We start from the raw sequence: 12,376 nt of genomic DNA on the forward strand, positions 1-12,376 counted from the left end.
TGAAATGATAAGAAATTTTTTATTCTCATTTTTTTTCTTTTTAGGTGTAATATTAATTTCTCTAATATTTTTACCATCATTTTTTTTACCACAGAAAATAGTACTAATAGGTGGAAAATTGATGGGTCATTGGGCAGGAATATGTCTTAGAGTATTCTTATCTGTTAAAATAAAAATCGAAGGAAAAGAAAATATCATTTCAAACGAAAAATTTTTTATAGCAGCATCCCATCAATCAATGTTTGAAACGTTTTATCTCCAAAAAATTTTTAACTCTCCAGTCTTTATATTAAAAAATGAGCTACTTATGATCCCAATCTTTGGATGGTACCTCAGAAAAATTGGCTCAATAGCAATAAAAAGAAATAAAATAACAAAAGATAATCTTGGATTTTTAGATGATATTTTAAAGACGATTAACAATACAGATAGGCCTCTAGTAATATTTCCGCAAGGCACAAGAGCTTTACCTGAGGATAGAACACCATTTAAAAAAGGTGCTGGCAGAATTTACGAGAAAGTAAATATTTCTTGTCAACCGATAGCAATTAACTCTGGATATGTTTGGCCAAAAAGAGGAAGAAAAAATCCAAATAAAATAATAACAATTTCTATTCTTAAAAAAATTGAACAGGGTTTAAATAAAGACGAATTTGTGAATAAACTTCAGAATGTAATATTTTCTGAACTAGACAGAATTAACCCTTCATAGGCATTACGACATAAATACTATCAAAATCTCCTGGATCTTTAATTAAAGCTGGAGAACCTGTATCGTTGAAATATATTTCAATTTTTTCACCATCTAATTGGGACGCAACATCAATCAAGTATCTGGAATTAAAACTGATTTCTAATTCATGTTCAAAATTTACATTCATACTCTCTTTTCCATCTCCACTATTGGTATTATTAACTGATAAATTAAGCATATCTTTTGAAAGATTAAATTTTACTCCATCTTTTTTATCTAATGAAACAGATGCAACTCTATCTACAGAGTCTAGAAATAATTTTAAATCAATTTCTAATTTTTTTTGATTATTTTTAGGTATAACTTGAATATAATTAGGGAATTTGCCATCAATTAATTTTGATATTAAAATGCTATTATCTAATTCAAATTTTATTTTAGATTTAGCATTTGAAACCTTAACGTCTCCATCATAATTATCTAATAAAGAACAAAGTTGAAAAATTGTTTTTTTTGGTAGAATTATTGGCTCAAACTCAATTTTATTTTCTAATCTAACTTTAGAAATCGACATTCTATGGCTGTCTGTAGCAGCTGCTGTTAAATAATTTTTATCCTCTACCTCTGTTTGGTGTAAGAAAATTCCACTCAAATAATGTCTTGTTTCATCATTAGACACTGAAAATTTACATTTATTTAGTAATTTCAAAAGTTGTTTTGATTTAATTAAGAATTCGTTTTGAGTAAAATTTTCATCTGTTAACGGAAACTCTGAGGCATTAATACAATTAAGGTTAAATACTGATTTATCAGACTCAACCTGTAATTTACTTTCATCCTTCAGAAATACATTAATTTTTTTTCCAGATGTAAATTTCCTAATTATATCATACATGATAGATGAAGTTGTTGTAGTTTTTCCCTGTTCGAGAATCTCTACGTTTTTAATTTGATGTATGAAGATTAAATCAAGATCTGTTGCTGTTATTGTTAAGTTTGAACTATTTGCATCAACTAAAATATTAGACAAAATTGGTAATGTACTTCTTTTCTCAATTACACCTTGGCAGTAATTTAAAGCTTGCTGCAGGTCTTGTTGATTAATATTAAATTTCATTTTCTTGGTTTTTATATAAAATTTGATTTTTTAATTTATTAATATTCTCAACCATCTCAGGATCATTTTCTTTAAGTTTTTCTACAGTTTTAACTGAATGTATTATGGTTGTATGATCTCTATTTGAAAATTCACGACCAATCTCAGGCAGAGATTTTGAAGTTAAAATCTTGGTTAAATATATTGCTACTTGTCTAGGTCTAACTAAATATCTTGATCTCCTTGCAGATAGCATTTCATTTTTGCTGATCTTGAAAAACTTACATACAATTGTTTGGATTAGATCAATCGTCACTTTATTTTCAGAGATATTAAGCAAATCTTTTAAAACAACTTTTGTTTCACTAAGATTTGGCATTTTGTTATAAATTCTAGAAAAAGATACCAGTCTATTAACTGCTCCCACTAACTCTCTAATACTGCCAGTAATTTCATTACTTATAAAATCTTGTATATCTTGTGATATTTTTTTTTGATCAGAATATAAAGAAGTCATTTCTTCTGTCTTTTTTGCTACAATTTCTTTTCTTAGCTGATAATCAGGTTTTTGAATATCTACAACTAAACCTCCTGAGAACCTTGATTTAATTCTCTCTTGTATTCTTGAGAGCTTATTTGGTGATCTATCAGCAGAAACAATTATCTGAGATCCTTTATCTAATAATGCATTAAAAGTATGAAAAAACTCTTCCTGCATTGCTTCTTTTCCGTTCATAAACTGAATATCATCAATTAAAAGAATGTCTGTATTCCTAAAATATTCTTTAAACTTCACCATATCATTAGATTTTATAGATTTAACAAATTGATACATAAATCTTTCAGCTGAAATAAACATGACTTTGTTGTTTTTTTTAAGCTCTAATCCAATAGCATTTAATAAATGTGTTTTTCCCATGCCAACACCTCCATAAATATATAGAGGATTATAATGCGCTATACTTTCAGATACTTTTAGAGAAGCTTCATAAGCAAGTTTATTGCTTGAACCAGTAATAAAATTATCAAATCTCTTATTAGGATCTATTCTGTTATATTGAAGGTATGAATCTTTAATAAAAGATACATTTTCATCATTTATAGGTTTTGATTTTATTTCATCAACTTCACCATTTATTATATTCTTTTCAACTATTTTAAATTCTATTCTATGAATTTCTTTTTTATAATTTCTTACAATTTGTAAAATTTGATCTAAATATCTTGAGGTAATCCAATCTCTTATAAATCTTGTCGGGACTGATAATAAAATGTAATTATTTATTTCATCTACAAACTCAATTTTTTTTAACCAACTTTCGTAAATATCGCTTCCTAATTTGTTTTTCATTTCTGATTGAATAAGTTCCCAATCTAACTTTTCAGAATTGATTTGGTTTAAATTGTTTGGTGTAAACATTTTATTCATAATTTTTTTTTGGAAAAAAATCATTTAGAACCAAAAAAATATAACTGCAAGAAATTATTAAAGATAAAATAAAATAAATAAAATCTTAGATTGTAAAAATTCTTGTCACATAAAAAATTTTTTTTTGACAAAAATTTTTTTTATGCATTAAAAAAATATAAGTTTTTTTAGTGAAATTTCTAAAATATAATTATAGTTTCTGTACTAAATCTAAATGTAGTTTTTAAAAAATTTAATTTATCAGATATTGTAGGATTAATAGTTGTAACAACTGGGGGTATAATTTTTTAAAGAGCCGAGATTTTTTTTGTAATTCTAGAAACATTTCTAGATGCATTTTGCTTTTTAATAATACCTGTTTTAGCAATTTTCATAAGCTCAGAATTCAACTTAGGTAAGAATTTTAAAGCTTCATCTTTTTTCTTATCTACAATTAGAACGTTCATTTTTTTCAGAGCATTTTTATATCTACTCTTTCGTGCTCTATTTACAGCTGTTTGTTTAGCTATTCTTCTTATTCTTTTAATTGCAGATTTAGTATTTGCCATAATTTTGCAGGGGTATAACTGCTTATATTGTCCCGGTCAATATAATATTTTTTATTTTTGGCATATTTTACAAAGAAAAGTAGATCTATTTGCCTGAACAATTTTAACAATTATACCACTACAATTAGACCTTCTACATTTAAGTTTTTCTCGACCGTAAACTTTAAATTCTTTTTGAAACTTGCCTGAAATACCTAAGGTATTTTTAAAATCTCTAATAGTTGAACCTCCTTTTTTTATTGCATTCAATAAAATTTTTTTGGAATTGATTATTAACTTTTTAAGTTGTGATTTACTCAAATCATTGACTGAGGTTAAAGGGTTTATCTTTGATAAATATAATATTTCGCTTGCATAAATATTTCCAATTCCTGAAACGAATTTCTGATCTAATAAATAATTTTTGATATCTTTTTTTTTATCTTTAAAATAGTCAGTTACATATTTTAAATTGAAATTTTTATCAAAAGGTTCTGGTCCATAAAGTTTAAAACGATCTATTAATTTTTTTTGATTCTTAATTATTTGAAAGAAGCCAAACCTTCTAGGATCATTATAAATTAGTTTTAAATCACTAAACTCAAATTCTACATGGTTATGTTTTTTTGGTAAATTAGGTGAATTATAGAAACTTGTGTTAGTAAAAAGTTCCTCTTTATTTTTAATGATGTGAATTGTACCTGACATACCTAAATGAACAATACAAAATTTTTTGTTGTTTAATTCGATTATTAAATATTTTGAAAATCTACTAATTTTGTTAACTAATTTGTTCTTTAATTCTTTTTCAAATGAAGAATCTAAAAAAAATCTTAATTTTCTATTTCTGACTAAAATTTTCTTAATTTTTTTTCCGGTGACATTTTTAGCTAATGATTGTCTTACAACTTCTACTTCTGGTAATTCTGGCATTTAATATTATATTAATGGAATAATTAATTTAAAATGCAACAAAATCTTCAAAATAAAAAAGGTTTAGTCCAAGGTGTATTTGATCAGGTTTTTGATAAATACGATTTAATGAATGACTTCATGTCATTGGGTATCCATAGATCTTGGAAAAAGAATTTAATCAATATGATGAATCCATCAAAAAAAAATAACCTAATAGATGTTGCTTGCGGTACTGGTGATATTGGAAAACTTTTTTTAGATAATACAGACAAAAAAAACTCTATAACTTGTATAGACCCAAACAAAGGAATGATCTCTATAGGAAAAGAAAAGCTTAAAGATTATCAAAATATTAACTGGGTTATTTCTAGTGCTGAAAAACTCCCTATTAAAGAAAATTCATTTGATTTTTATACAATAAGTTTTGGGCTAAGAAATACAAAAAATTTAGATGAGTCGCTATCAGAGGCTTTTAGAGTTTTAAAACCTGGTGGTAGATTTTTTTGTTTAGAATTTTCTAAAATACAAAATGAAAATCTAGATTTTATTTACAAACAATATTCAAAATTAATTCCTATTATAGGAAAATATGTTGTTGGTGAAAAAGAACCCTATGAATATTTAATTGAAAGTATTGATAAATTTTTAAACCAAGAAGAATTACTGGAATTAATGAAAAAAAATAAATTTGAAAAATGTAGTTATAGAAATTTATCTGGAGGAATTGTCTCAATACATAGCGGTTGGAAAATTTAATGATAAAAAAACTTTTCACATTGTTTAAATTGGGTAGAAAAGTTGCAAAATCTGACATTCTTGATATCGCATCGAAATTTCAAAAACCACCCCTTGCTATTACCATTATTTTTAAATTATTAGCTTTTTCTTTATCAGACAAAAAAAATTCTGACATAAATAAAGATGCTGGTGAAAGACTATCAGATTCATTAGAAAATTTAGGGACAACATTTATTAAACTTGGTCAATTTTTAGCAACTAGACCAGACATAATAGGTGAGCAACTCTCTAAAAAATTAGAAAGTCTTCAAGATAGACTTCCTCCATTCTCGATAGATGATGCAAAACAAATTATAAAAAGAGATCTGGGAGATGATACTTATAATTCTATAATTGATATTAGTGATCCAGTTGCAGCTGCTTCTATTGCCCAAGTTCATAAAGCCAAGATAAATGACAATGGAACAATTAAAGATGTAGCAATTAAAATTTTAAGACCAAACATAAAAAAAGTATTTAATGAAGAAATTGATGCAATGATGCTATTCGCTTTTTTAATCGAGTCAGTAATTAAAAAAACAAAAAGGTTAAAATTAGTAGATGTAGTTTTTTTATTAAAAGAAATTACTAATCTAGAAATGGATTTGAGATTTGAAGCAGCTGCCGCTAATGAGTATGCTGAAAACACTAAAAATGATGCTGGTTTTAGAGTGCCAAAGATATATTGGAACTATACTAGTGAAAATGTAATGACTTTAGATTGGGTAGATGGCGTTTCTATAAGAGAAACAGAAGATCTAAAAAGACAAAATATAGATACAAATAAAATTGCTGAGGACATTATTCAACATTTTCTAAGACATGCTGTTAGAGATGGTTTTTTTCATGCTGACATGCATCAAGGAAATGTTTTCATTGATACCTCGGGCCAAATTGTTCCTATAGATTTTGGTATCATGGGAAGATTAGACAAAATGAGCAAAAGATTTTTAGCTGAAATCTTATTTGGTTTTATACAAAGAGATTATAAAAAAGTTGCTGAAGTACACCTTTTAGCAGGACTTGTACCACCAGACGTTCCTATTGATGATTTAGCTCAAGCATTAAGATCAATTGGTGAACCAATTTTTGGACAAGAAGTTAAAGATATTTCAGGTGGAAAACTTTTGAAACAATTATTTGATGTAACTGAAAAATTTAATATGCAAACACAACCTCAACTACTAATGCTTCAAAAAACTATGGTAGTAGTCGAAGGTGTTGCAAGAAAATTAAATCCAAATACAAACATATGGACAACATCTAAGCCCGTTTTAGAAAGTTGGCTTAGAGAAACTAAAGATCCAATAAAGACACTTAATGAAACTTTAGATACCACTTCTGAAGTTATTAAGAGATTGCCAGAATTTCCTGAAATAATGGATAAGGCTAATCAAGCATTAACGTTTCTTGCTAATGGTCAAATACCACAGAACTCAAATTCGTATAATGCATTAAATGATAAAAAATCTGAAATGTTAGCTTTTAGAAACCAAACAGTTATTGGGTTTTTACTCCTTGTAATTTTAGGTCTATTAGTATTTTAATTCGCACAATGAAAAGTTTGATAAATAAAAAAGTATTGTTAATCATTTGTGGGGGTATAGCTGCTTACAAAAGTCTTGAATTAATAAGACTTCTTAAAAAGAATGGAGTTAATATTAAGACAATTTTAACAAAGAGTGGAAGTGAATTTGTCACTCCTTTGTCGATTACATCTTTGTCTCAATCAAAAGTTTATCAAGATCTATTTAGTTTAGAAGATGAGGCTGAGATGGATCATATAAGTTTATCTAGATGGTCAGATCTAATATTAATTGCTCCAGCAACCGCTAATACAATTTCAAAATTAGCTAATGGTATTTCTGATGATTTAGCTTCTACAGTTGCGCTTGCTTCTAATAAAAAAATTTTTATATCACCTGCAATGAATGTTAGAATGTGGGAACACAAATCTACCAAAGATAATATTAAAAAACTTAAATCTTATAATTACAAATTGATAGGACCTGAAATAGGAGATATGGCTTGCGGTGAGTACGGTGAAGGAAAAATGTCAGAACCTACATCAATTTTAAAAGAGTTAAATAATTACTTTGATACTTTAAATTCAAACAGTAAGTACAAAGCAATAGTTACTGCTGGACCTACTCACGAGTATATTGATCCTGTGAGATACATCACAAATAAATCAAGCGGTAAACAAGGTTATGAAATTGCAAAATCCTTATCTAATAAAGGGTTTGAAACTACCTTAATTTCAGGTCCAACTAATTTAGAGGTAGATGATAATGTGAATTTAATAAAAGTTGAAACAGCAGAAGAAATGTTTAAAGCAACTCAGAATAGCTTACCTGCTGATGTTGCTGTTTTCTCTGCGGCTGTCGGAGACTATAAAGTAAAAGATATACAAAAAGTTAAAATTAAGAAGCAAGATAATTTAAGTCTGAAATTAGAAAAAAATATGGATATTCTTAACTATGTTTCTAATCATAATTCTTTAAGACCTAAACTCGTGATTGGTTTTGCGGCAGAAACTAACAATTTAGAAGATTATTCAATAAAAAAACTTAATGATAAAAATTGTGATTGGATAGTTGCAAATGATGTATCTAATAAAAACATTGGGTTTAACTCAGATTTCAATGAAGTTTCAATTTTTTTTAAAAAGGGAAATAAAGAAAAATTATCTTATAAACATAAATCTGAAATTTCAGATGAAATTGTTGAAAAAATTATTAATCATTTAAACTAATGGTTAGAGTTTTAATTAAAAGATTAAGTCCATCTGTACAATTGCCGTCTTATAAAACAAATGGTGCGTCTGGTATGGATTTAATGGCATTCATTGAACAACCAATAGAATTAGAACCTGGCAAATCTTGTTTGGTACCAACTGGTTTATCTCTAGCTTTTCCAGAAGAATATGAAATACAAATACGTCCTAGATCAGGTTTAGCTGCTAAAAATAATATTACTGTTTTAAATACGCCTGGAACTATCGATAGTGATTACAGAGGAGAGCTCAAAATAATTTTATTTAATCACGGCAATGAAAATTTCCAAATAAATAATAGTGATAGAATTGCTCAAATGATATTAACACCAATTATTAAGATGGAATTACAAGAAACTGATGAACTGCCAGATACAGTAAGAGGTGAGGGAGGTTTTGGCTCTACTGGAAAATGAAAAAAAAACTAAAAAAATCTCAAATTGAGAGATATTCGCGGCAATTAGTTTTAAAAAACATAGGAGCAAAAGGACAAGAAAAAATTCTATCTGCTCACATTTTAATTGTAGGTGTTGGTGGATTGGGTTGTCCTGCAGCAGAAAATCTTGTGAGATCTGGTGTAGGTAATATTGGACTAATTGATGATGATATTGTTAATCTTTCTAACATTCATAGACAAAGTTTATTCAATACAAATGACACTAACAAATCTAAAGTAATCGTTGCTGCAAAAAAATTAAAAGCAATTAATCCTAATGTAAAAATAACAACGTACAAAAAAAGATTAAATAAAAAAAATATTGGAAAAATAATCAAAAACTATGATCTAATTATTGATGGATCTGATAATTTTGAGACTAAATTTTTAGTAAATGATAATTGTTTGAAATATAAAAAGAAATTAATAACTGGTGCCATTAGTAAATTTGATGGTCACGTTTTTACTTTTAATTTTAAAATAAAAAAAACTGCATCTTTAAGAGATTTTTACCAAGAAGAAGAAATAAATGATGATATTCTCAATTGTGAGTTTGAAGGAGTACTAGGGACTACTGCAACAATAATTGGCGCTATACAAGCAAATGAAGCAATAAAGATGATAATTGAAATAGGTCAAAATTTAAAAAATGAAATATTAATTATAGATTTATTAAATTTAAATTTCCGAAAAGTAAAATTTAAAAAAATATAAGTTTATTTAATTATGATAAAATTGGTCTTATTTATCCTATTTTTTCCTTCGGTTGTTTTTTCACAAGAAACGTTTCTTTCATTAAAAAAAAATAAAGTAAATGTTAGATACGGACCAGGTTTTAATTTTCAGGTAAAATATGTTTATAACAAAATTAACCTACCTATAAAACAAATTGACCAAAAAGAAAATTTTAGAAGAATTATTGATTTAAAAAATAATAGTGGCTGGATACATGTCTCTCAACTTAAGAAAGCTAATTCAATAATAATTTTAGAGGACAAAGTTTTGTTTTCAGAACCAACATTATTTTCTCAACCAATTGCGAAAATTATATCTGGACGATTATTAGTAATCAATAAATGTGTAAACAATTGGTGTAAAGTTAAAACAGAAAATTATTCTGGTTGGATCAAAACCAATAATATTTGGGGATCAATTAATTAAAGTCAGCAGATAAAGAGCTCACTGTTGCTTCAGTAAGTCTCGTTGTGTGCGAATACTCGCTGTGATCAATACCTAATTCTATTAAAGACGATTTAGATTTAAATTTATTTATTTGTTCTTCACTCAATTGAAAATGAATAAATTGAACTGATGATGCCTTACCGTCTGCTGATGTTCTGTCTACATCTTCCTCTGGCACTGCTTTAACTATATCGCCATCTATTTTCATAAATACTTTTTCCTCTATTCCGCCTACTTTGCCTAAAAAAGCAGCTCTTGAGATTGGATTATCTATTTCAAACATTAATGTTGCGGTTAGCTCTTTACCATTAGGAACTAGAGGATTGTAAGCTGCTAACTCATCTTTTAATTGTTCGTCGCCTCCTTTTTCAATGTAAAGCATTTCTTGAATTTGAGCTAACATCGTTTCGTAACTTTCAAAATAAAAAGTTGCGTAAGGTCCTAGTGGAACTCTTCTATCTTTTTTAAAATCAACAATATTCTTTCTAAGTTCACCTCTATTTTTAGTATAGGTGTCCAAAGGCATTATATCTTCTTTGGTTATTTCTCTTTTATCTTTGGGCATAATTATAATTTATAACTTTTAGCCATTAATTCGATAGGATGTAGTGCCTCATCGTTGGCTATATTTGTATCAGCTTCTAATTGTTTTAAATGCTTGCCAGCTAATGGACAATCAGATGCCATGTATTTGTTATTTTTAGTTTTAATTTGTCGTGCTGTTGGTCTTCCAACTTTTTTTGCTAAATCATGAGTTTCTTTCATCACACCAAATGTTCCTCCATGGCCAGCACACCTTTCAACTACATCAATTTTTACATTTGGAATTAGTTTAAGCATATCTCTCGCTTTAATACCCATATTTTGAGCTCTTGCGTGGCAAGCATGATGAACTGTTACCCCACCATCAATTTCTTGTAAACCCTCAGCTAAACCCTCGTTATTAGCTATATCAACTACGTACTCATCAATATCCATTACATTTTCAGATAATTTTTTTACGGTTTCATCACTTGGTAATAATAAAGGCCATTCAAATTTAAGCATTAAGCCACAGCTAGCTGTTAATGTTACAACTTTGTACCCTTTGTTAATCCATTCTACTAAGTCTGCAGAAACTTTTTTTGCCTGCTCTACAACTTTTGGTAAATCCGCTTGTTCTAAAAGTGGCATTCCGCAACAACCTGGATATGCCTCTTGAACTTCAACGCCATTTTTCTTTAACACCTTAAGAGCGGCTACACCTGTATTCTTTTTATTAAAGTTAACAAAACAAGTAGAGTAGATTACCACTTTCCTATCATTATTTTTGTCATCAAATTTTATTTGATGATTATTTTTCTTAAAGAAATTTGAAAATGTTTCGGAATTATATTTGGGTAATTGAACTCTAACGTCAATTCCTGCAATAATTTCTAATATTTTTCTAAAAAACTTATTTTTAATATCAGAGGCCCAATTTATTAATCCTGAAAGTAATACTCCTATTTTTGAGTTTCTATCTATCTCTGCTAATTGTCTAGGAATAGCTGGCAATTTTCCTAATTTTTTTTGCGCCGTTCTATATCTCAACATCAAATGTGGAAAATCTAAATCAAAATCGTGTGGTGGCACATATGGACACTTGGTCATAAAACACATATCACATAAAGTACAAGCGTCTACGACAGGTGCAAACTGATCGCTTGATAAGCTTTCTACATCTTCATCTTTAGACTCATCAATCATGTCAAATAACTTTGGAAATGAGTCACATAAATTAAAGCATCTTCTACATCCATGACAAATATCAAAAACTCTTCTCATTTCTGCATCCAGCTTCTCAGGATTAGTGAAATCTGGATGTTTAAAATCTATTGGATGTCTAATAGGCGCTTCTGTACTACCTTCTTTGCTCATATAATTAAATTTGTAATTAATATTAATGATAAAGACACAATTAATGCCGGCTCATTAAACCAATCTTTAAACAGTTGTATAATTTGCTCTATCATTTTTGTAAAAATTTTTATTTAAGATTTAGTGGGCATATTTAATGCCCACTAAGAAAATTTATTAGCTAATAGATTCTAAAGTTTTTTGGAATTTACCAGCGTGTGATTTTTCAGCTTTTGCTAAAGTTTCAAACCAGTCTGCAATTTCTTCGAAACCTTCTTCTCTTGCAGTTTTAGCCATACCTGGGTACATGTCAGTGTATTCATGTGTTTCACCTTCGATAGCTGAAGCAAGATTTGCTTTCGTTTCACCAATTGGTTTGCCAGTAGCAGGATCGCCGACTTGCTCTAGGTACTCTAAATGACCATGTGCATGTCCAGTTTCACCTTCTGCTGTAGATCTGAAAACTGTAGCTACATCATTGTAACCTTCGATATCTGCTTTTTGAGCGAAATAAAGGTATCTTCTGTTAGCTTGACTTTCACCAGCAAATGCTGCTTTTAAGTTTTCTTCTGTTTTACTTCCTTTTAAAGACATTATTTTCTCCTTAAATTAAATTTGAACAACATATAATCATTCTAAATTGTATGTCAACAGTTTAGAATGATT

At 28.2% G+C, this 12,376-nt stretch carries 14 protein-coding genes; 7 read left to right on the forward strand and 7 right to left on the reverse strand.

The window, feature by feature from the left end:
* The first annotated feature begins 4 nt into the window (after positions 1-4).
* Positions 5-712, forward strand: coding sequence for a lysophospholipid acyltransferase family protein (locus ACTT9P_RS00800; RefSeq protein ID WP_440908790.1), 708 nt, complete (start codon positions 5-7; stop codon positions 710-712).
* On the opposite strand, the gene dnaN is transcribed toward ACTT9P_RS00800, so the two are convergent.
* From dnaN to mutM, 4 genes are all read right to left on the reverse strand, one after another.
* Positions 699-1,811 carry a DNA polymerase III subunit beta gene (dnaN, locus tag ACTT9P_RS00805; protein WP_440908791.1) on the reverse strand — a complete coding sequence of 371 codons (1,113 nt, stop codon included), beginning with the start codon at positions 1,809-1,811 and terminating at the stop codon, positions 699-701. The genes ACTT9P_RS00800 and dnaN overlap by 14 nt on opposite strands.
* Positions 1,801-3,219 carry a chromosomal replication initiator protein DnaA gene (gene dnaA / locus ACTT9P_RS00810; RefSeq protein WP_440908792.1) on the reverse strand — a complete coding sequence of 473 codons (1,419 nt, stop codon included), beginning with the start codon at positions 3,217-3,219 and terminating at the stop codon, positions 1,801-1,803. The genes dnaN and dnaA overlap by 11 nt, the downstream gene beginning before the upstream one ends.
* A gap of 287 nt (positions 3,220-3,506) precedes the next feature.
* A complete protein-coding gene (gene rpsT / locus ACTT9P_RS00815; RefSeq protein ID WP_440908793.1) occupies positions 3,507-3,767 on the reverse strand; it encodes a 30S ribosomal protein S20 in 261 nt (86 codons plus the stop codon).
* A gap of 51 nt (positions 3,768-3,818) precedes the next feature.
* Complete coding sequence (mutM, locus tag ACTT9P_RS00820) at positions 3,819-4,679, reverse strand: bifunctional DNA-formamidopyrimidine glycosylase/DNA-(apurinic or apyrimidinic site) lyase (protein ID WP_440908794.1); 861 nt, start codon at positions 4,677-4,679, stop codon at positions 3,819-3,821.
* A gap of 33 nt (positions 4,680-4,712) precedes the next feature.
* On the opposite strand from mutM, the gene ubiE reads away from it, so the two are divergent.
* The 6 genes from ubiE to ACTT9P_RS00850 are packed head-to-tail and all read left to right on the forward strand — an operon-like array spanning position 4,713 to position 9,811.
* Positions 4,713-5,417, forward strand: a complete 705-nt coding sequence (gene ubiE, locus ACTT9P_RS00825) for a bifunctional demethylmenaquinone methyltransferase/2-methoxy-6-polyprenyl-1,4-benzoquinol methylase UbiE (protein WP_440908795.1) — start codon at positions 4,713-4,715, stop codon at positions 5,415-5,417.
* Positions 5,417-6,985, forward strand: a complete 1,569-nt coding sequence (ubiB, locus tag ACTT9P_RS00830) for a 2-polyprenylphenol 6-hydroxylase (RefSeq protein WP_440908796.1) — start codon at positions 5,417-5,419, stop codon at positions 6,983-6,985. Before ubiE ends, ubiB begins: the two co-directional genes overlap by 1 nt.
* 8 nt (positions 6,986-6,993) lie before the next feature.
* Positions 6,994-8,193: a bifunctional phosphopantothenoylcysteine decarboxylase/phosphopantothenate--cysteine ligase CoaBC gene (gene coaBC, locus ACTT9P_RS00835; RefSeq protein WP_440908797.1), complete on the forward strand. Its 1,200-nt coding sequence runs from the start codon at positions 6,994-6,996 to the stop codon at positions 8,191-8,193.
* Positions 8,193-8,630, forward strand: coding sequence for a dUTP diphosphatase (dut, locus tag ACTT9P_RS00840; RefSeq protein ID WP_440908798.1), 438 nt, complete (start codon positions 8,193-8,195; stop codon positions 8,628-8,630). The genes coaBC and dut overlap by 1 nt, the downstream gene beginning before the upstream one ends.
* The gene (locus ACTT9P_RS00845; protein WP_440908799.1) at positions 8,627-9,364 is read left to right on the forward strand and encodes a HesA/MoeB/ThiF family protein; all 738 of its coding nucleotides are present in this window, start codon (positions 8,627-8,629) and stop codon (positions 9,362-9,364) included. Before dut ends, ACTT9P_RS00845 begins: the two co-directional genes overlap by 4 nt.
* Before the next feature lie 12 nt (positions 9,365-9,376).
* On the forward strand, positions 9,377-9,811 hold the full coding sequence (locus tag ACTT9P_RS00850; RefSeq protein ID WP_440908800.1) for an SH3 domain-containing protein: 435 nt from the start codon (positions 9,377-9,379) through the stop codon (positions 9,809-9,811).
* Here ACTT9P_RS00850 and ACTT9P_RS00855 read toward each other — a convergent pair.
* From ACTT9P_RS00855 to ACTT9P_RS00865, 3 genes are all read right to left on the reverse strand, one after another.
* Complete coding sequence (locus ACTT9P_RS00855) at positions 9,804-10,397, reverse strand: DUF3501 family protein (RefSeq protein WP_440908801.1); 594 nt, start codon at positions 10,395-10,397, stop codon at positions 9,804-9,806. The genes ACTT9P_RS00850 and ACTT9P_RS00855 overlap by 8 nt on opposite strands.
* Positions 10,398-10,399: 2 nt before the next feature.
* Positions 10,400-11,731, reverse strand: coding sequence for a (Fe-S)-binding protein (locus ACTT9P_RS00860; RefSeq protein WP_440908802.1), 1,332 nt, complete (start codon positions 11,729-11,731; stop codon positions 10,400-10,402).
* A 156-nt stretch (positions 11,732-11,887) separates the two neighbouring features.
* Positions 11,888-12,304 carry a rubrerythrin family protein gene (locus ACTT9P_RS00865; protein ID WP_014953887.1) on the reverse strand — a complete coding sequence of 139 codons (417 nt, stop codon included), beginning with the start codon at positions 12,302-12,304 and terminating at the stop codon, positions 11,888-11,890.
* Positions 12,305-12,376 lie beyond the last annotated feature (72 nt).

The organism is Candidatus Pelagibacter sp. (assembly GCF_052048095.1).
Taxonomy (GTDB): Bacteria; Pseudomonadota; Alphaproteobacteria; order Pelagibacterales; family Pelagibacteraceae; genus Pelagibacter.